The organism is Duganella aceris, assembly GCF_011090165.1.
Classification (GTDB): domain Bacteria; phylum Pseudomonadota; class Gammaproteobacteria; order Burkholderiales; family Burkholderiaceae_D; genus Rugamonas; species Rugamonas aceris.
The window spans coordinates 376,691-396,961 of record NZ_JAADJT010000007.1 but is presented as its reverse complement, the minus strand read 5'-3'; the positions used below and the strand labels follow the sequence as shown (position 1 = coordinate 396,961).

17 protein-coding genes are annotated in these 20,271 nt (G+C 67.2%); 2 read left to right on the top strand and 15 right to left on the bottom strand.

All coding sequences use genetic code 11. From position 1 onward, the window contains the following. Positions 1-18 precede the first annotated feature (18 nt). The gene (locus GW587_RS17535; RefSeq protein WP_166105562.1) at positions 19-420 is read right to left on the bottom strand and encodes a response regulator; all 402 of its coding nucleotides are present in this window, start codon (positions 418-420) and stop codon (positions 19-21) included. Positions 421-574: 154 nt separating this feature from the next. On the opposite strand from GW587_RS17535, the gene GW587_RS17530 reads away from it, so the two are divergent. Beyond that, complete coding sequence (locus tag GW587_RS17530) at positions 575-1,024, top strand: hypothetical protein (RefSeq protein WP_166105560.1); 450 nt, start codon at positions 575-577, stop codon at positions 1,022-1,024. A 124-nt stretch (positions 1,025-1,148) separates the two neighbouring features. Continuing rightward, positions 1,149-1,274 (top strand): hypothetical protein, encoded by a 126-nt coding sequence (locus GW587_RS31650; RefSeq protein ID WP_267878112.1) that lies wholly within the window; start codon positions 1,149-1,151, stop codon positions 1,272-1,274. Here GW587_RS31650 and tssA read toward each other — a convergent pair whose 3' ends face one another. From tssA to tssH, 14 genes are all read right to left on the bottom strand, one after another. Beyond that, positions 1,275-2,501 carry a type VI secretion system protein TssA gene (gene tssA, locus GW587_RS17525; RefSeq protein WP_166105558.1) on the bottom strand — a complete coding sequence of 409 codons (1,227 nt, stop codon included), beginning with the start codon at positions 2,499-2,501 and terminating at the stop codon, positions 1,275-1,277. Positions 2,502-2,513: 12 nt separating this feature from the next. Next, the gene (locus GW587_RS17520; protein WP_229259502.1) at positions 2,514-3,170 is read right to left on the bottom strand and encodes a formyltransferase family protein; all 657 of its coding nucleotides are present in this window, start codon (positions 3,168-3,170) and stop codon (positions 2,514-2,516) included. 29 nt (positions 3,171-3,199) lie between these two features. After that, positions 3,200-7,333 carry a type VI secretion system protein gene (locus GW587_RS17515; RefSeq protein ID WP_371875610.1) on the bottom strand — a complete coding sequence of 1,378 codons (4,134 nt, stop codon included), beginning with the start codon at positions 7,331-7,333 and terminating at the stop codon, positions 3,200-3,202. A 10-nt stretch (positions 7,334-7,343) separates the two neighbouring features. After that, positions 7,344-8,144, bottom strand: a complete 801-nt coding sequence (locus tag GW587_RS17510; protein WP_371875609.1) for a DotU family type IV/VI secretion system protein — start codon at positions 8,142-8,144, stop codon at positions 7,344-7,346. A 4-nt stretch (positions 8,145-8,148) separates the two neighbouring features. Continuing rightward, complete coding sequence (gene tssK / locus GW587_RS17505) at positions 8,149-9,474, bottom strand: type VI secretion system baseplate subunit TssK (RefSeq protein WP_166105556.1); 1,326 nt, start codon at positions 9,472-9,474, stop codon at positions 8,149-8,151. A gap of 16 nt (positions 9,475-9,490) precedes the next feature. Then, the gene (locus tag GW587_RS17500) at positions 9,491-10,003 is read right to left on the bottom strand and encodes a hypothetical protein (RefSeq protein WP_166105554.1); all 513 of its coding nucleotides are present in this window, start codon (positions 10,001-10,003) and stop codon (positions 9,491-9,493) included. A gap of 68 nt (positions 10,004-10,071) precedes the next feature. Next, entirely contained in the window at positions 10,072-11,538 is a 1,467-nt protein-coding gene (locus GW587_RS17495) for a cation:dicarboxylate symporter family transporter (protein WP_371875608.1), read from the bottom strand. A gap of 10 nt (positions 11,539-11,548) precedes the next feature. Next, positions 11,549-12,829, bottom strand: a complete 1,281-nt coding sequence (locus tag GW587_RS17490; RefSeq protein ID WP_229259515.1) for a dicarboxylate/amino acid:cation symporter — start codon at positions 12,827-12,829, stop codon at positions 11,549-11,551. A 15-nt stretch (positions 12,830-12,844) separates the two neighbouring features. Next, the gene (locus GW587_RS17485; RefSeq protein ID WP_166105553.1) at positions 12,845-13,735 is read right to left on the bottom strand and encodes a substrate-binding periplasmic protein; all 891 of its coding nucleotides are present in this window, start codon (positions 13,733-13,735) and stop codon (positions 12,845-12,847) included. Beyond that, entirely contained in the window at positions 13,732-14,010 is a 279-nt protein-coding gene (locus GW587_RS17480) for a hypothetical protein (protein WP_166104934.1), read from the bottom strand. The genes GW587_RS17485 and GW587_RS17480 overlap by 4 nt, the downstream gene beginning before the upstream one ends. Positions 14,011-14,109: 99 nt before the next feature. Further along, on the bottom strand, positions 14,110-14,496 hold the full coding sequence (locus GW587_RS17475) for a DUF4280 domain-containing protein (RefSeq protein ID WP_166105551.1): 387 nt from the start codon (positions 14,494-14,496) through the stop codon (positions 14,110-14,112). After that, the gene (locus GW587_RS31370) at positions 14,496-15,503 is read right to left on the bottom strand and encodes a toxin-antitoxin system YwqK family antitoxin (RefSeq protein WP_229259500.1); all 1,008 of its coding nucleotides are present in this window, start codon (positions 15,501-15,503) and stop codon (positions 14,496-14,498) included. The genes GW587_RS17475 and GW587_RS31370 overlap by 1 nt, the downstream gene beginning before the upstream one ends. Position 15,504: 1 nt before the next feature. After that, positions 15,505-17,496, bottom strand: coding sequence for a type VI secretion system Vgr family protein (locus tag GW587_RS17465; RefSeq protein ID WP_166105550.1), 1,992 nt, complete (start codon positions 17,494-17,496; stop codon positions 15,505-15,507). Further along, positions 17,493-20,267, bottom strand: a complete 2,775-nt coding sequence (tssH, locus tag GW587_RS17460; protein WP_166105548.1) for a type VI secretion system ATPase TssH — start codon at positions 20,265-20,267, stop codon at positions 17,493-17,495. The genes GW587_RS17465 and tssH overlap by 4 nt, the downstream gene beginning before the upstream one ends. Between the last annotated feature and the right edge of the window lie 4 nt (positions 20,268-20,271).

Below are 20,271 nucleotides of genomic sequence, written 5' to 3'. Positions count from 1 at the left end.
AACGGCGGCTCCTGGCCATCAAGCGCGGGATACGGTGCGGCGCAATTGCCCCGCGATATGGTCCAGCGTGTCCATCACGGTGCCAGGGTTGAACGGTTTGACGATGTAGCCCTTGGCGCCGTTGCGCAGCGATTGCTCGACCGTGCTGCGGTCGTTGCTGGCGGTGACCATCAGCACCGCCGTCTGCGGCAGTTTCTCGCTGATCCATTGCAGCAGCGTCAGGCCGTCGCCGTCCGGCATCACCACGTCGAGGCAGATGATGTCGACCTTGAGCGAGCGCAGCCGGGCCTGGGCCGATTCGGCCGAGCCGGCGTCGCCCACCACGTCGTATTTGTCGCCCTGGATGATCACCCGCAGCAGCGCGCGCGTCATCTCGTTGTCGTCGATGATAAAGACTCGCAGTCCCGAATGGGCAGGCATGCATTCCTCCATGAGCGATGTTGATTCCGAAACTATAACGCAGTTCATGCCGTTACAATATTTCCCGACCGCTGTTTCCCGTCAGAACTAGATTAGGGCTACAATAACTATCTCCTTGCATGTCCATGCCACCGCCCCCGAATACTAGATAGTCATGTCCGAACAAAATCCGCTCTACGAAGTCAGCACCTACAGCAAAGACACGCCGGTTGGCCGTCCCGACACCGATGGCCGCGCCGGCGTGTTCGTCCCGTCCGAAACCTTCGACGCCAACGCCAACACCGCCATCCGCAAGGGCGCCGGCATCGTCGGCTACGGCAACCCGGACGGCACCCTGACCGTGTATTTCGAAGCCAACCGTTTCGATGAAAGCAGCCTGCACAAGTGGGAACACAAGGTGCGCAAGGCCTACGACCGCCTGGTCATGGGCGCGCCGACCGTGTCCAAGGCCAAGCTCAACGCCAATATGCTGGACCAGATCGGCATTGTCGACGGCACCGGCATCCACCTGAAAACGCCGGAAGGCCTGCAACATTGGCTGGAAATTTCGGGCACGCTGGACACCGCGCCGGCCGCGCCGATCACCCTGTGGAAAACGAAGTAACATTTCCTAGAAGCTAAAGACGGCGTGTTGTCCTACAAATTGTCGGACATTTGGCTGATCCCCCCGGTGGTGCCTGTGGACTATTCTGTATTCATTGCAAGTCCAACACTACCGGGAGCCTCTCATGGCACGCTATGTCCACTTCGCCGTCGGCGCATTATTACTCAGTCTGGCTGCGGCCTCGACTTATGTGCTGTGCCTGGAGAACAACACAGTGCTGCAGCAGACCTCTGTCTACCACCTGCGCTGATCACTCCTTCAGCCCCAGCATATTCACCAGCCGGTTCAAATCGCCTTCTTCGCGGATGATTTCCGCCATCAGTTCGGGCAGCGGCATGCGGCCCCAGTTGACGGCGCGCCGCAGCAGATACGGCGTCGGACTGTGCGGTTCCACCAGGCTCAGATAATCGGCCAGCGCGCTCAGCGTGGCATAGGCTTCGTGGCGGTTTTTCCAGCCCGACAGCGCCACCACCGGCTCCGCCGCCCCGGCCGCGACGCCGACCTCTTCCTCACGCATCTCCTGAATCATCGGCATCTCTTCTTCCTCTTGTTCCGGCGCCAGCTGCACCAGCACCCGTTCGATCGCGACCAGCACCGCCTTCAGCTTGGATAAATTCGGCGACTGCGACCCCAGTTGCAGGTCGAGGAACGCCAGCATGGTTTCCAGGCAGTTGATACAGCGCCGCAGAATCTGCTGCTTGAGCGCCAGGTCCCGGCCCAGCCGCTGCTGCGCGTAGCCGATCACTTCCTGGCGCGTCATCGGCGCCTCGCCCGCCTCGGCGTTCTCGATCACATGGCCGCCGGCCGCCAGCTCGCGCGCCGTCATGGCCTCCCAGTCGGCCAGGGTCAGGCCGGGCGGCTTGCGGTTGGCGATCCTGATTAGCGGCATGTGCAGCCGCACCGTCGTCGCGAACGCGCCGTTCAGCCACTCCAGCGGCGCCACGCGGGCGTCGGCGTCGTCGTCCTGGATGGTCGGGTGCAGCGGTTCCCAGAACTGCCGCACCAGCCGGTCGACCAGGCTCAGCCCCCGGTACAGGCCGTCGAAGGCGTCCTGCCGCGTCCACGCCTCCAGCAGCCACACCGCGATCTGCAAATCCTTGGAGCGGCTGCCCAGCATCGCCTTGCAGCGCGATTCGATCAGCGGCCAGTCGGCGCGCTTCAGCGGCCGCTCCCACTCGCCCATCGGCAGGCTGGGGTCGTCTTCCTCGCGCGCCAGGCGGATCTCGGTGAAGATCGGGTCGTAGCGCAGCGCCGGACCGCAGGGCATGTCCTCGGCGATCGGCTTGAGCAGCAGTTCCAGCGTTTCCTGGTGCTCCATGCTCATCAGGGAGAGCGGTATCGGCAGGCTGGGTGGGTTCATGGGTGCCATCGGGGTGGGAAATCGGGGGGGACGGTCGTCGGAGACCAACAGGCGCGCCTTGTCGTACAGGTTGCGCAGATTGCCGGTGATGCCGGCGCCGGATTTGGAATTGCTCATCGCTGTTTCCCGCTACGCGACCGCGCTGTGCGGCATCGCCAGCATCTTGCCCAGCTGGTCGACGAAGAACCTGGCCGCCACCGGCGAGGTCTGCTTGTGCAGGTCGACCACGGTGGCGCCGGCCGGCACATACACCTTGTCCGACAGCGCCAGCAGCTTGCCGGTGTCGAAGCCGTCATCGACCTCGTGCATGGCGATCACCACGTGGTCGGAACCATGGTCGAGCAGCACCTGGAACGGGTTCGGGCCGGCATAGTGCGACGGCCAGCCGTCGTCGATGCACGGATGCAGGTTGTAGAAGCCCAGCGCCGGCCGCTCGAACAGGCGGGCGTCGATGCGCTGGCCGAATGTGGCGGCGATGCAGATGTCGGGCCGCCACTGCTCTTCGTACAGGCGGTAGAACTCGGGCGACTTGACCCGGCCCTTGTAGGTTTCGATGCCGTGCGCGGCGGCCAGGCGCTCGACCATCAGCTCCTCGTCGTGGGTGTGGGGATAGGCCCAGACGCGGCGCTCGCGGCTGACGAAGCCGGAGCCGACATCGTCGGTGGCGACGCCGACCACCTTGACGCGGCCGGCCAGCGGCCCCTTGAGCAGTTCGCTCAGCACATGGAAGCCGCGGTAGAAACTACCGAACACGGCGATGCGCAGTTCCTCAGTGGGAGTGGTCATGGCGGGCATCCTATTCATCATCTTGCGGGTCACCAGGCCGGCGCCTTGGCCGGGAACACCCCGGGCCAGACCAGCGGCGTGCGCTTGCCGGGCGCGCTGACGGTCAGCCGCACGAACACCCGGGCGCGCGACTCGCGGGTGGCGATGGCCTTGTCGCCGACCACCGTGATCGGGAACTCCAGCCGCAGCAGCTGCGAGCGCGCGCCGGACGCCGGACCGTCGGCCTCGCGGTAGGTCGACACCAGCGTGAACAGCGACCACGGATCGTCGAAGCGGTAGCTGACGGTGCGTTCCTCCACCTTCATGCCCGGATGGCCGGCCTCGGCCTTCGGCACCGCCGGCCCGTCCTGCGCCAGGCGCAGCGTCAGCGTGACCGGCAGGCCCGGTTCCCAGCGCAGCGGCCGCGCGGCGTCGCGCTGGCGCTGGGTCTGGTTACCGATGGTCAGCGCCCAGTCGATGATCTTGTTGCCGTCGATTTCGGCGGCGGGGTTGGCGCGGAACTCGACGCTGACGTCCATGCCGGCCGGTTGTCCCTCGTCGGACGGGTACAGCGGCGCCAGGAAGTCGCGCACCTTCTGCATCTGGTCGTCGACCTTGCGCACGTTGGTGGCGGCCGACGGCCGGGTCGGATCGCGGTCGGCGGCCAGCGCCAGCGCGTGCACCCGGTCGAACAGCTTGAGCGTCGCGCCGACTTCGTCGACGTCGGCCGCCGGCGTGTAGTCGACCGGGCTGCGCGCGGCTTCGGCGGCCAGGCTGCGGAACGGCGCGCGGTTGGCCAGGTCGCGGTTGAAGGCGTCGGCGAAGCGGGTCCAGGCGTCCTGGTAGCCGGTCTGCAGCAAATCGCGGCAGCGCGAATACAGGCCGGCCTGCAACAGCTGCATGCGCTCGGAGAACACGTCGGTGGCGCGGCGCTGGGCGGCGCGCGCCGACAGTTTGTCGAGGCAGTTGCCGATGTCGAGCTCGGCCGCGCCGGACAGCACGAAGCTTTCCAGCGCGGTCAGGCTGCTGGTCGGGCTCTTCAGCCGATAGCGGTTCAGGTCGGCCACGGTGGACTGCCAGCGCGCCACCAGCGCGTTGTTCGAAGGCGCGCTGCCCAGCTGCATCAGCAAGCCTTCGGCGTCCTTGCCGGTGGCTTCGATGAACGACTGTTGCTGCGACACGTAGCCGGCCAGCGCGCCGGCGTCGGCGGCGCCGAACGCGTCCAGCAGCGGCGCCTTGCCGCCGACCCAGGAGCGGAACGAACGCTCGCGCGGCACGAACACTTCGGCGCGGGTGAAGGTTTCATCCAGCATCTGCAAGCGCGACAGGGCGTCCTTGGCCAGCACCGACGACAGCGTGTCGGCGGTGCCGGCCGCGCCCAGGTCCTGCAGCCAGCCGCGCACCCGCAGCGCGCGCGACCGGTCGGCGTCGGAGGTCGGCGCCTGCACTTCGCGCGACGAGACGATGTAGGCCTGCGACAGCAGGTCGCGCGCGGTTTCCGTCAGGCCGGCGTCGGCCAGCGCGGCGGCGGCGTTCTGCATCTGGGTCGGGAACTTCGGCAGCGCCTCGGTCTGGAAACGCTTGCGGGCGTCGGCCAGCGCCAGGATCTGGTCCAGCTTGGTCCGGTCCCAGCTGACGGTGGCGCCGGCCGGCACGTCCGGGAAGCGGCTCAGCGTGTTGAATTTCATGAACGGCTGCGACAGCAGACCGTTCAAGGCTTCCAGCAGCGCCTTGCGGTCCGGCGCGAAGGCCCACGAATTGGTGGTGTCGGACCATTCCAGGCCCGAGCTCAGGCCCAGGCTGTGGCTGTCGGCCGCCAGCGTGGCGTCCCACGACGAAACGAACTGGGTGAAGCCTTCTTCCATTTGCTGGTGCGCGTCGTCGACCGAGCTCTTGCCGAGCAGCGACACGGTCTGGATTTTCTGCAGCAGATTGTCCCAGGCCGGGCCCAGTTCCAACCCGCTCTGGCGCATCCAGCCGCCCTTGCCCGCCACCAGGTAGGCTTCCTGCGCCTTCAGCGCGGTACGCAGCGCTTGCCACACCGCCATGGTCGAGGCGGCGTCGGACGACTTCGGCTCGATGCCGTACAGCGCGGTCGAGCTTTCGCCGATGGTCTGCTCGGCCTTGAGCAAGCCGTTGTTGGCGAACAGGCGCTTGCTGGTGGCCTTCATCGCCAGCTTCAGCGAGCAGCCGGCCGCTTCCTGCAACGGCTCGATGGTCAGCGACGGCACCCGTTGCGCCACCTGGCGGAACAGCTCGGCCGTGCGCGACAGATTGCCGTTCAGCTCGGCGCCCAGCAGCACCCGCACCACCAGCGCCAGGTCGTCGCCGGAGGCCGGACCCGAGTTCGGCGTCTTCAAGCGCATCATCGCCCGCAACACGCGGTCCATTTCCTCCATGCGCGCCACGTACTGCGACAGCGCGGCGAACTCCGGCAAGTCTTCGACGTTGAGCGCGCTGTTGGCGCCGCCGGTCTGCTCGGTCCAGCGCGCCGGCAAGGTGCAATGGGCGCCGATGATCAGGCTGCCCGAGATCGGATCGATCGGCACTCCGGTCAGCTCGCTGATATGGGTGTAGGCGCCGCGCCGCAGCGGTTCGAAGGCGTTGTCGGCGAAGCCTTTTTCCATCCGCAGCTGGACCCGCTGGTGCAGGTTGTCGAACCACGGCCAGGAGCCGGGCATGGCGAGCGCGCCGATGCGGGCCGAGCCCATCTGTTCGATATTCTGCAGCGCCTCCATCGCGCGCTGCCGGCTCTGGATCGGGTCGACCACGTTGCGCATGCTGTCGTGCAGGCTGTCGCGCGAATCGCGGTCCAGCTTTTGCAGGTAGACCTCGACCTCGGGCGTGAGCCGGTGCAGGCGCGCGGTGGCGACGCACAGGCCGATGCCCCATACCGCCACCAGCGCCACGGCGCTCCAGCGCGCCACCCGGCTGATGGCCGGACGGCGCATGCGCTGCACCGACGACGAGCGCACCAGGCCGGTCTCGGCGAAAATCTTGCGTTCGAAAATGTCGCGCAGGAAGGCCGGCACCGCGCTGCCCTGGGCGGCGGCGAAGGCCGGCGCGATGGCCTCGACCTCGGCGTCCATCCAGCTCGGCACGATGGGCTCGACGCGTTCCGCCACTTCGCCGGCGTGGCCGCCGTCGAGCGCCGCGCCCTGGCCGATCAGCGTCGCGGCCTCGCTGCAATCGCCGGTCAGGTAGATGCCGCGCAGCAGGAACGGCTCGTGGTAGGCGCTTGGCCGCATCAATTCTTCGGCGAACAGCTTGAGGCCGGCGCGCAGGCGCTCGACCTGGTTCGGCAGCATGAAGTAATCGCTGCTGTCGGAGCCGGCCGGCTCCAGCGCGCACAGTTCGGCGCAGCTGTCGGACAGCGTGCGCACCACGTCGTTCATCGCCGCATCGACCCACTGCGCCTGGAACGGCGCGCCCAGCTCGTACGGCGACGACCAGCCCAGCATCGAGCGGCGCAGCGGCTCCGGCAGCGCCGCCGCGAAGCGCGCGAAGCCGGGGATGGTTTCGCAATCGGCGATCGCGATGTAAATCGGGAAGCGCAGCGCCAGCCGGTTCTGCGCCAGCCACAGGCGGCGGTGGATGGCCTTGGCGCGCGCGCCCAGGTCCAGCAGGCCCTGGCCTTCGTTGTTGAGGAATACGCTGGCCGGAATCGACAGCACGATGCCGTCGAACGGCCGGTCGGGCCGGTAGTTGCGGCACAGGCCGAGGAAATCGTCCCAGGTGTTGTTGCCGCCGCCATCCTTTTCCGGATCGGGCGCGCCCAGGTAATCGGCTTGCAGCTGCACCGCCACGCCCTGGTCGAAAAAGTTCCAGCTGATGCCCTGGGCGCCGGCGGTCAGCGTGCTGTCCGCGCTGAGCGCACTTTGCAGTCCGGATTGCACCAGCGGCAGTTCGCGCCCCTGCTTGCCCTCGTTGAGGATCAGCGTCCAGCTCAGGTTGTAGCGTTCGGCGCGCGCCGCGATATTGCCCTCGATCAGTTCGACCGCGACACGGAACGATTGCTTGAGCGAATCGGCGCTGATCAGGCGCGGCTGCTGGTCGGCCGGCCGCTCGGCCTTTTCCGCGCCCTTCATGGCGGCCCAGATCACCACCGCGAACAGCAGCATGACCAGCAAGGTCAGCAGCAGCAAGGTGGCGATCGCCATATTATCCGACAGGAAATTCAGCACTATAAGGTTCCTAGGTCAAATGACGGATGGCCGCCGGCGGCGCCGTTTGCGCCACCGTGGCGCCGAGCGCGCTGCGCACCGGCCACGATTGCCACAGCCACAGCAGTTCGGACAAGCCGAGCAGCACCAGCAGCAGCAACACGAAGATCATGCCGCTGCGATTGAATTTAGGCAGCCGGTGCGCGCCCAGGTGCGACAGCGTGCTGGCGTACGCCTGCTCCGACAGCGTGCGGTCGCGGCCCTGCAGATCGGCCGGCCGCGCATACACGAACTGGAACAATTCGCGCCGGTATTCGGCGATCTTGTCCTGCTTCTGGCCACGGTAGCGGCCCTGGAAGCCCAGCGACAGCAAATACAGGTACAGCCGGCCCAGGTTGCGGCGCGACGGTTCGCGCTCGCGCAGCAACTGGTCGAGGTCGTCGAACACGCGCTCGCCGGCATAGCTGGACTTGAACAGCGTGGCTTCGATCAGCACATGGCGCCAGTAGCCGCGCCCGGCCCATTCGGTGTTGAGCAGCACTTCGTCGGCCAGCGCCGCCTTCAGGAAGCGGCCCTGCACCTCGGCCTCGATGCCGGCCTTGCCGCCGACGCGGCGCGCCTCCAGCGATTGCAGTTCGATCAGCTGGCACAGCTGGCGGCTGAGCGCCTCGGCGGCCGACTTGGCGTCGCCGTCGCCGACCCGGGTGGCGGCCTGCGCCGAGCGCGACAGCACATCGTAGAAGTCGCGGAACTGCACCGACGCCAGGTCGACGCCTTCGCCGATGCCGGCGCCGCTCCAGCTCGCCGCTGAGGGACTGGTTGGTATGCTCACTGGATCATCCTTTTATGAACAACACCACTTCCTGCGGGCGCTGGGCCACCAGGCTTTCGTTGGCGTTGCTGATCAACAGGGCCTGGTCGGCCACGATGAAACTGTCGGACACCTCGACGCTGAACAGCGTGTAGCCGGCGCTGGCGCGCAGGCCCAGCTCCGGCGCCTCGTCGATGCGGGTGCGCTGCGCGCCGAGCACGCGGCGGTCGCTGAGCGAGGTCCACACCGTCTTCGAGCCGATCACCGCGCCCATCATCCATTGCGTCGCTTCGCGCTCCGGTTGCCCGCGCAGGCCGATCACCAGCCGCGCGCCGACCCAGTCCGGCTGCATCGCCAGCGAGAACACCTGGCCGTCGTAGCCGAAGGTGCAGGTTTTCCAATCCTGGCTGACCTCGGCCACCAGCTCGGTCAGCGCGCCCAGCACGGCGTCGAAGCCGGCCCAGGCGTCGGCGTGGTCGTAGGCCGGCGGCAGCAGCGGCACCGCGCCCGCGCGCAGCGTGGCCAGCGGCCCCAGCTGTGCGCACAGCGCCAGGTACAGCGGCAGCGGCTGCACCACCGGGCAGCGCAGCAGCGCCTCCAGCGGCGGCAGGTTGAGGATCAGGCTCGACAGGCGGGCCTTCTGCTCCAGCAGATTCAGGCGGTCTTCCAGCCGCGACGATGGCTGCGCGGTCTGGCGCGCCAGGAACACCGCCTTGTTGCGCATCTGCGTCGCCAGCAACTGGGCGCGCTGGCGGACGGCGGCGTCGGCCGGCACTTCCAGCAGCGCCGGCATGTAGGCGCCACGGCGCACGATCTCGTTCCCCTTGTGCACCGTCATCAGCTTCAGGCTGACGTAGGCGGCCGACGGCACCGGTCCGGCGGCCAGCGCCAGGTTCAGCGCCATGCGCGGCAGATCGGCGGCCAGCGCCTGCGACACCTCGTCCTCGACCGGCGCGCTCTCGACGCCACGGAACATGGCCGGCTGGCCGGCCTGGCGCAGCGAGCGGGTATTGCCCAGCACGATGTAGATGGCGAGGTCCTGCTGCGCCATCGCTTCGGACCAGGCCGACAAATCCAGTTCCAGCGCCTGCCCCTGGGCCTGGCCGGCGTCGTAGCTGACCGCCATGCCGTTGGGTAAAATCGCCTCCAGCCGGCGCACCCGCAGCAAGCCTGTGGTCAGCAGCGCCTCGTCGATCTCAAGCGTGCGCACGCCCCAGCCGTAGGGTTGGGCCGCCAGCGATTGCCAGGCCAGCAGCGCATCGATGCGCGCGCCCTCCTGCTGGAAGTGCTGCGGCGTCAGCAGCATGCCCTCGTGCCACTGGATGCGGTTGGAAAGTTGCGGGTGGGTCATTGAATAGTTTCCATGTCTACTGGGCGGTGCCGGACTTGAGGTCGTTGACGCTCATGCCCTGGGCGTTCAGGCGCACCACATAACCGGGCGTGTTGAGCATCAGCCGGGCGCGGTGTTCGCCCGGACTCAGGTAGTGGGCGAACACCAGCGCCGCCCAGGCGCGCTGCCCGCTCCATTGTTCGGGCGGGACGCGCACCGTCTGCGCCGGCGTCAATTCATAGCTGAACACGGTCAGCGCCTCGGGAAAGCCGCGCCGCAGGTCGGCGCGCGAGGCGAACCACTTGGCGGCCGGCATCGCCATCAGCGATTCCAGTACGGCGGTGTCCTTGACCAGCACCACGTCGACCGCCACCGCGCTGTTGGCGTTGGCGTCGTCGGCGGTGCTCAGCGTCAGCGATTTCCAGTCCGGCGTGACCGGCTTCGGATCCAGGCCCAGCATCGAGCGGGTGCCGGCCACCACGCCGCAACCGGCGACGGCGAGCGCCAGCGGCAGGCCGAGCGCCAGCTTGAGCACGGCGCGGCGCGTCATGCAGGGATCCAGACGGCGGCAAGCAAGGGAGGAGTCATCATTAAATACATCGGTTTCACACACGGGTTTCAAAACGCCTTGCGCATGCCGTAACCTACGCCGGCGCAAAACACGGTAAACAGGGCGAGCGCCAACAACACGCAACCAAACAGCGCTTGCTTGCGGCTGAACGCCAGCTTCAACGTCGACGGATGCCACACCTCGGAATCTTGCTCGCTATTAATATACAGACCATCAGCGACCAGTGCAATCAGTGCCGATGAGATAAGAAAGGAAAGCAAATTCCGAGGTCCTTCGCACAACACTTCGACCAGCATGAACACCGGCAGCACCGCCTCCAAAGGCAGACCCACGGTCGCCAATACAAAGGAACCGAGTATCACCGACTTGACCCCGGTGATGCCGACCGACCACAGCGCGGCGGTCCACGACAGCAGGCAGATCAGCGCCACTTCGGAGGCGGTCAGCGCGCGTCCGTACAGGTTGGCGATGAACACCGCCAGCACCGCGAAAAACATGGCTTCGCCGGCCTTGATGAACACCGGTGCGATCGGCGAGCACAACTCCACCAGACCGCGGCTGAAGCCCAGCCGCGCGCTCATGCCCTGGATGAAGCCGGGCACGGCGGCCACCGCCACCGGCGAGAACAGGCACACCGTGATCGGGTCGCGCAGCGCCAGCAGCACCGGCCACGGCGACTTCTTCAAGCGCCAGCAGATGATGCCGATCGCCGCCGCGCTGACCGCCAGCACCGAGACGAAAAACGCCAGCAGGAAACTGCCCAGCAACACGATCGCCTCGACTCCGGCGGTGGCGGTGGCGGCCGCCGCCAGCACGAAGGAGGCCACCGGCAGCATGGTGTTGAAGCGCTGCACCAGCGACTCCAGCGCCCGGTACACGCCCTCGAAGATGGCGTTGAGCGAGGCCGAGGCCTCGCCCGGCTGCACCGCCACCGCCGCGCCGAAGCACAGCACGCCGATCAGCACCGACGGCAGCGAACCGTAGGCCAGCACCGCGAACAGGTTGTCCGGCACCAGCGCGCCGACGTTCCACAACACGCTGCCGCCGTCACCGCTGCCGCGCATCGCCATCATGAATTGCGATTCCGAACGCAGCGCCAGCCGTCCCAGCACGGCGTTCTGCTCGGCGGTCATGCCGCCGCCGGCCGAGGTGACGCTGGCGACCACCACGCCGACCACCGCGCACAGCAGCATCGCCAGCAGCGACAGCAGCGCCATCTGCACCAGCCGCTTGCCGACCCCGGGCACCTGCGGCAGCCGCTGCAAGCCGAAATACACCGCCAGGATCACGAACGGGAACGCCGCCATGTGGATCAGCGACAGATACAGCGTCGAGACCGCCGCCAGCAGCGGCGCGCTGCGCGGAAACAGCGTGCCGACCCAGCCGCCCAGCAGCATCGCCCCCAGCAGCGCGGCCGGATGGTGGAACACCTCGCGAAGCTGGACCATCGCCGGCTTGACGATGGTCTGCCGCACCATCGCTTGCAGCGCGGCCGGGGCGTCGAGCGGATTCACGCGCGCACCTTCATAGCTTCACCGGCTTGGCGCAGATGGTGGCGACAGCGGCGCAGCTGGCGATCACGGTGACGGCGGTGCGGCCCATGGCGCAGATCGGATCGACCGCCACCAGCAGCACGAACGCGGCCTCGAACGGCAGCGACAAATAATTGCAGACGGTGCCGACCAGCGACACGGTGACGATGCCGGCCATGCCGGCCGAGGCGAAGCCGGCCAGCGCCGACACCAGCAGCAGCACGCCCAGGTCCAGCGGCGACAGCGCGCGGCCGTACAGCGCGGCGATGAACAACGTGCCGCAGACGAAATACGCGACCGCGCCGACGCGCAGCAGCGAGATACTCAGCGGCACCAGCAGCTCGACCCGGGCGCGGGCGAATTTCAACTGGCCGACCAGGCCGCTGACCATGGCCGGCATGCAGGTGGCGCTGTTGTTGGTGGCCACGCCCAGCGCGAACGGTTCGCGCATGGCGCGCATCACTTCGCCGTAGGGCACGCCGGCGCGCCGGCTGATCAGTTCGATGGCCAGGCCCAGCAGCAGCACGCAGATGCACAGGAACGCGACCACGAAGCCGGCCATGGCCCGCATCGGTTGCAGCCCGGTCAGCGCCACCTGGCTGGCGGCCATGCACACCAGCACCAGCGGCACCGGCAGGTTGACCCAGCGCGTCAGCGTCTGGCAGGCGTGATAAATGGTCTCCAGCGCCTGGTGCAATCCGGTCGAGATGCGGCTCGGCACCTGGCCGGCGGCAAAGCCGAACAGCAGCGCGAACACCAGCGCCTTCAGGGTTTCGCCGTTGGCCAGCGAGGCGAAGATGTTTTGCGGGATCAGCGATTGCACCACGTCGCGCAGGCTGGTCTCCGGCACCACCTGGTCGGGCTCGCGCATGGTCATTTCGGTGTTGCTGCGTTCCTCGTCCGAGCTGACGATCTTGCCCAGCGCGGCACGGGTGTCCGGCGCCAGGTTGCCGCCGGGGCGCACCAGCAGCGAACCGGCCGCCGCCAGCACCGCCGCCATCAGCGAGAACGCCAGGAACACCACCACCACCCGCTTGAAGATGCGGGCGGCGCCGCCGTCGCGGTACAGATTCTGCAGGCTGAAGATGACGGCCGAGATCATGAACGGCAGCACGATCATCTTCAGCAGGTCGACATACACCACACCAACCACGCTGAGCCGGCTCGACAGCTCGGGCGCGGCCCAGCCCAGCGTGCCGCCGGCCAGTACGCAGCCCAGCACGGTCCACGGGTTCAGGGCCCAGTGCTGGAACTGCTGCATGCGGGTAGGCATCTCCACGGTGTTCCCTTATTTGATGGACTTGAGGACGCTGCTGACGGTCGGCTTGTCGGCCCGCTGCGCGATCACTTCGTTGACGAAAGACAGCAAGGTCAGGTCGCGCACGCCGACCATCGCGCTCAGCGGCGATTCCAGGTCGTTGAAGGTGACGGTGCGCAAGGTCAGCGCCAGGCTGGGATCGTTGTTGACGTATTGCAGCACCTCCATCTCGTCGCGGTAGGCCGCCACCACCTGGCCGGTCTTGGCGGCGTTGACCACCTCGGCCCAGGTCGGGAAGGCGACCAGCTGGGCGTTGGGGAAGTTGCGCCGGCCGAATTCAACCCACGAGGAGTTGGCGATCACGCCGATGGTGCCGGTGAAGTTGCGCACCACCTGGGCCAGCGGCCGGTCGCCGGCCAGCTCGGCGAAGCGGATGCGGTTGATCAGCAGCGCGTGTCCGAGCCGCATATAGGTGCTGGAGAAATGCACCATCTGGCCGCGCTTGAGCGTGCGCGCCAGGCGGCTGATGCCGAGGTCGGCCTGGCCGGCGGCCACCACCTCGGCCACCGCGTCGAAGGTCTTGGCGCTGCGGTCGAAGCGCACCGGCACGCCGAGTTCCTTGGCGATCAGTTTCGCCAGGTCGACGTCGGTGCCGACCAGCTCGCCTTTTTTATTCACCGAGAAGAACGGCGGGTTGTCGCTGCTCAGCATCGACACCACCAGTTCGCCATGGTTGACGATGCGCGCGATGTCCGGCGCCAGCAGGCGGCCGTCGGCCATCTGCACCATCGCGAAACGGCTTTCGGTCGCTTGCGCGGCGACGGCCGGCGGCTTGACCTGGGCGGCGGCCGGGACGGCCAGGCACAGCATCGCGGCCATGGTGGCGACGGTGGCGACGGCGGCCAAGGCGGCGCGCATCATTGGGCGGCCTTCTGCACGCTGTGCATGGCCGGCGGCACGGCGGCGTTGACGCCCGCCCGCAGCTTGTTGACGCCGCGCCGCTCGGCGTCGTCGGCCAGCTTGTCGGCCGTGGTGGGAACCGGATTGCCGGCGGCGTCCAGCGCGACCGGCCGCGCTTCGCGCGCCATGCCCTGCCCGACCTGGTAGCCCAGCGCGAACAACAACACCATCAGGGCCACGCCGGAAAATATCGCCAGTGCGATCAGGCGCGGTGTCAGGCTGAATCGGTATTCCATGGTTTGCGGTCGCCGTATCTAGAGAGTCGTGAGAGGGTTAGGGTAATTCATATACGCAATACTTGTAAATGTGTTCATAGCGGGTGCTTACCCCTCAGTTCAAGGGATGGCCACCGTCGCCTGTCCCGCCATGTTGATGCCGATCACTCCGCCCCACATGCACATCAGCTTGGAGGAATTGTTCAACGCCGGCATATTGCCGATCAATACGGTCGGCGATCCCGGCACCCACGGCGCCACCGTCATCGGGACGCACGGCATCGGCGTCAGCACGCCCAGCGCGGCGGCGGTGGCGCCGGCCACCATCGGATTGGCCATCGACTGGCACATGCCGAACGGCAGGATGTTCATCATCGGCTTGTTGTCCATGATGTTTGCGTCCGGCACCGCCGTCAGCACCAGGTTGGCCGGCAGCACCATCAGCGTGCCTGGCGCGACGCCGAAGGTACATTTGAGCATCGCGCCCATGCAGACTTGTTGCGCCATCAGTTTCCCCTCATCAGTTGCCGCAGCCGCTCCAGCACATCGGGCGTGGCCTTGGCGTTGTCGGTGCGGCGGCCTTTCTGGTCGTAGCGCGATGGCGCTCCGACCGGTTTACCGTCGCGGTACAGCACCTCTTCCATCAGCTCGCCGTCGGGCCAGTAGCGGCGCAGTGGGCCGTGCAGCAGATTGTCGCGGTAGGTGCAGGTCTGCACCACGCCGCCCTGCGGGTCGAAGTCGATCGATTCGCCTTCCATCAGGCCGGCCTTGTAGGTCGATTTGCGCACCAGCAGGCTCTGGTGGTAAAACTCCGCCGGGCCGTGCACCTGGCCGTCGAACATGAACAGCTTGGCGGTCAGTTGGCCGGCCTCGTCGTAGGACAGCGATTGGCCGGTCGGCACGCCGTCGACCATCAGCTGGCGCGAGATGCAGCGGCCGTTGGCGTAGGTGTCCATCACGCCGTGCGGCACGCCGTGGCGGAATTCCGACTGCTGCACCAGTTTGCCGTCGTCGGCGTAGACGGTCATCGTGCCGTGCATTTTGCCGTCTTCAAAATGCGTCTTCATCAGCGTGCGGCCCTGTTCGCTGAATTGTTCCAGCGGGCCGTGCAGCACGCCGTCGCGCATCCAGCAGCGCTGCATCACCTGGCCAGCCTCGCCGTGTTCCTCCAGCAGCAGCGGCGCCGACGGCAGTGGCGTGGCGGCGGTGGACGGCGGCAGTGACACGCCGGCGGAGGCGGTGGCGGGCGGCGGCAGTGACGCGCCAGCGGTGGCGGCGGCGGACGGAGGCAGTGACGCGGCAGCGGCGGAGGCGGTGGCGGACTGCGGCAGTGACGCGGCGGCGGCGGCCGACGGCGGAAGTGACGCGGCGGCGGCGGTGGCCGACGACGGTGGCGGCGCGGCGGCGGCGGTGGCGGCGGTGGCGGTGGCGGTGGCGGTGGCGGTGGCGGCCGACGACGATGGCGGGGCGGCGGTGGCGAGGTCGGCTTCGGCGGGGTGCGGGTGCGTGTTCATGTCAGTTCACCTTGGCCAGCGCGCCCTTGAGCGTCAGCATCGCGCCGGCTTCGACGTTCTGGGTGGCGTCGGCCTTGCTGTTGATCATCGGCGCCTTGCTGTCCATCTGCACGCCCGCCTGGTTCAGCATCTTCATGCCGGCCTTGTTGGTCAAATTGGTGCCGGCATCGGCCATCAGCTCGGTGCCGGACTTGGCCGTCAGCGCGGTCCCGGCCGTCACCTCGAAGGTGGTGCCGGACTCCTGCGTCACACCAGCGCTGGACGTAATGTTAATCGCTCCGGTCACCGTGATATTCAGCTTGCCATCGATGGTCAGCGCATAGTCGCCGGTAACCTTGTGGGTGAACTTGCCGCTATTGGTATGCGTCTCGTCACCAGTCACTGTCAGCGCGCGCGTGCCCTTGACCTTGTGGATCTCCTTACCCTTCTGCACATCGACGGTCCGGTCGCCCTCCTCCAGCGTGTGGATCTCCGCACCCTTCTTGATGGTGGTCGTCAGCGCGTTTTCAATCTCGGTCAGCATGTCCTTCTGCGCGTGCATGTACAACTGCTCCGAATCCTTCTTGTCCTCGAAGCGCAGCTCGTTGCCGGCCGCGCCCTGCTTGGACGACCAGGTGCGCATGATGGTCTGGGTCTGGTTGGCCGGCAAGGTCGCCGGCGTCGCGTTCTCGCCGTTGTAGACGCAACCAGTCACCAGCGGCCGCTCGGGATCCCCGTTCAGATAAGTGATCACCACCTCCTGCCCCACGCGCGGCAGGAACAGCGCACCGAAGCCCTTGCCGGCCACCGATTGCGCCACCCGGATCCAGATCGTGCTCTTATCGTCCTTGACGCCGTCGCGGTCCCACGGAAATTGCACCTTGATGCGGCCGTACTGGTCGGTCCAGATTTCCTCACCGCTCGGACCGCACACCAGCGCCGTCTCGCAACCCACCGCGCGTGGCCGGGCGGTCTGCACCGGCGGACGGAACGGCGTCGCGGCCGGAAACGCCTCGAAGGAATTGGTGTAGAGATCGTCGCGCGCCGTGTGGTGCACGCGGCGCAGCACGAAGGACGCGTTGAGCGACGAGACGAAATGGTCGGCCAGCGTGAACTTCGCGCCGGCGGAAAACGGATAGCAGAAGCTGTCGCCGCGCAGCACTTCGGCGTTGACCTGGCTGGCCTCGACCCGCAGCTTGGCCAGCGCGGTGGCGGCGTCGACCGCCAGGTGGCCGGTGGCGAACTCGTACACCGCACCGCTGCCGCTGGTGGCCGTGTGCGAACCCTCCAGCGACGTGCTGGGATGGATGAAATCGTAATCGTTGACGGTGGCTTTCTTGACCGCGATGGTGTTCTCGTAGGCGAAGCGCGAGACGGTGTCGATCGCGTTGTTCATGCCGGTGCGCGGGAAGAAGCGCGCCGTCGCGGCGCCGGCGCACACGGCGAAATTGGTCGAGGCGTCGCCCAGTACCATGGTGTGCGCGCCGCTGGCGTGGGTGAAGAAATAAAAGATGCCGGCCTGCTCCATCAGCCGGCTGATGAAGTCGAACGCCGTCTCGTCGTACTGCACCACATAGTCGACCGGATCGTAGGTTTGCGTCAGGCTGTCCTTGAAGGTGATGCCGAAATCGCCCAGCACCGCCTTGATGATGACGGCCACCGATTTGGCCTGGTAGATCTTGCGGTCGCGCGACAGCGTCAGCAGCCACAGCATCGGCACCAGCTCGGCCTGGTAATTGGCGAAGTCCTGGTCGTAGCCGCTATGGATGAAGCGCGACACCATGCCGCTGATGTAGCGCGTGGCGCCGCCATCGACCGCCATGGTCACCGTCATGGTCTTGCCGACCACGCTGTCGGCCGCCAGGCTGGTGCTGCCGGAACGCATGTGCAGATTGAACTTGAACAGTTCGGAAATCCCCTCGCTGCCCTCCATCGCGTCCAGCAGCAGGTCGTTGTCGCCGAACGGCGACGACACCGACAACAAGCCGCCAGGCTGAACGAAATCGGTCTTCATGCCGGCGCCCGCAGCGGATGGTCGCGGAACACATAGGTGAACTGCGCGTCGGCGCCCACGCCCATGTGGATCGCGGTGAACGGTTTCAGCATCGACATTCGCTCCAGCACCAGCGACGACAGCAACGGCAACACCGTCTGCGTCAGGATGAAATCAATGTTGCGGGCACCGCTGTCGACCTCGGTGCAGCGTGCGGTGATGATCTCGGTGACGCGGTCGTCCCAGCTGAACTTGGCGTTGTGGTTTTCCAGGAAGCGCGCCGCCAGCTTGGCCAGCTTGAGGTCGACGATGTTGCTGATCTGCTCGTCGCCCAGCGGGTAGTACGGCACCAGCACCAGCCGGCCCAGGAAGGCGGTGCTGAACTGGCGCAGCAACGCCGGCCGCAGCTGTTCGATCAGCTCGGCCGGGTCCGGCCGCTTGCCGTTGGCGCAAGCCTGGGTGATGACGTCCTGCGCCGCGTTCGAGGTCAGCAGGATCAGCGTGTTCTTGAAGTCGATCGAGATGCCCTCGCCGTCTTCCATATTGCCCTTGTCGAACACCTGGAAGAACAGCTCCAGCACGTCCGGATGGGCCTTTTCCATTTCATCCAGCAGCACCACGCAGTACGGCCGGCGGCGCACCGCTTCGGTCAGCACGCCGCCCTTGCCGTAGCCGACATAGCCGGGCGGCGCGCCCTTCAGGCTGGAGATCGAATGGGCTTCCTGGAACTCCGACATATTGATGGTGACCATGTTGCGCTCGCCGCCGTACAGCATGTCGGCCAGCGCGAACGCGGTCTCGGTCTTGCCGACGCCGCTCGGGCCGACCAGCATGAACACGCCGACCGGCTTGTCCGGATCGTCGAGCTCGGCGCGGAAGGTGCGCACCCGGCGCGCGATCGCGTCCAGCGCCTGGTCCTGGCCGACCACGCGGTCCGACAGCCGGTCCTTGAGCTGCAGCACGGTGTGGATTTCATCGGCCAGCATCTTGCCGACCGGGATGCCGGTCCAGCCGGAAATGACGCCCGCGACGATCTTGGAGTCGACGCAGACCGGCACCAGCGCCTCGTCGTCCTGGATCGCCTCCAGTCCTTTTTGCAGGCGCTGCAACTGGTCGCCGCGCGAACGGCGCTCGTCCTCGTCGGCCGCGCCGCCGTGGTCGGCGGTCTCGCTGATCTGGCGCCGCAGCGCCAGGATTTCCTCGACCGCGCGCAATTCGTCGGCCAGCTTTTCCTTGACCGCCGCCTGCCGCGTGCGCAGGGTTTGCAGCTTGCTTTCCAGCCGCGCGATCGGGCTGGATGGTTCCTCGCCGCGCGCATGCTGCTGGCGCGAGATGCGTAGCTCTTCGGCCGCCAGCATGATTTCATGCTCCAACGATTCGATCTGCGGCGGCGAGCCGGCGTGGCCGATCGCCACCCGCGCGCAGGCGGTGTCGAGCACGCTGATCGCCTTGTCCGGCAGTTGCCGGCCGGAGATGTAGCGGTGCGACAGCCGCACGGCGTCCTGCACCGCCTCGTCGAGGATCTCGACGCCATGGTGTTTTTCCAGCGTCGCCACCATGCCGCGCAACATCGAGACGGCGGCGTCCGGCGCCGGCTCCTCGACCTTGACCACCTGGAAGCGGCGCGCCAAGGCCGGATCGCGCTCGACGTATTTTTTGTACTCAGCCCAGGTGGTGGCGGCGATGGTGCGCAGCTCGCCGCGCGCCAACGCCGGCTTGAGCAGGTTGGCGGCGTCGCCCTGGCCTTCGCTGCCGCCGGCGCCGATCAGCTGGTGTGCCTCGTCGATGAACAGCACGATCGGCACGGCCGAGGCGCGCACTTCGGCGATCACCGATTTGAGACGGTTTTCAAATTCGCCCTTGATGCCGGCGCCGGCCTGCAACAGCGCCAGGTCGAGGCTGCGCACCACGACGTTGGCCAGCGCAGGCGGCACCGTACCGGCGGCGATGCGCTGGGCGAAGCCTTCCACCACGGCGGTCTTGCCGACGCCGGCTTCGCCGGTCAGGATCGGGTTGTTCTGGCGGCGGCGCAGCAGCACGTCGATGATCTGGCGGATCTCGGCGTCGCGGCCGCGGATCGGATCGATGTGGCCGGCGCGCGCCTGCGCGGTCATGTCGACCGTGTACTGTTCCAGCGCCGGGCTGGCGCCGGATGGCGTTTGCGCCGGCATCACGCCGGTTTGCGGGCCGCCGTGTGCGCCGCTGTGGGAGCCGCTGTGGCCGCCGTGGGAGCCGGTGTGCGGGCCGCCATGCGCGCCAGGCTGTGCGGCGCCGCCGTGGCCGCCGGGCGCGGCGACGATGCCGGCGCCGCCGCCATCCTCGGACGAACCGGCCAGCAGCGACGGCAGTTCCTGCTTGAACTGGTCGCGCGGGATCTTCAGCAATTCCGGCGCGGTCTCGATCAGCATGCCGCGCAGGCTGTCGACTTCCAGCATCGCCAGCAGCACCGTGCCGGAGCGCACCTGCTGGCTACCCAGCAGCATCGAACTGAGCAGCCAGGCCTCCTGGAACAGCGGCATGAAATGCGGCGACAGCGCCGGCGTGCGGCCGTTGCCGCGCTTGAAGCCGTCCATGCTGCGTTGCAGTTGGGCGGTGACCGCGCTGTCGGCGATGCCGAAGCGGCGCAGTATCTGCACCAGGTCGGGTGCGCCGTTGTCGATCAGCGTGAACAGCAAGTGTTCCAGTTCGACGTTGTACTGCGTCTGTTTGACACAGAGTTCGGCGGCCTGGCCCATCGCGCGCTTGCACTCGGGATTCAGCTTGGACAACAAGGTGCGGATATCGATTTCCATGGGC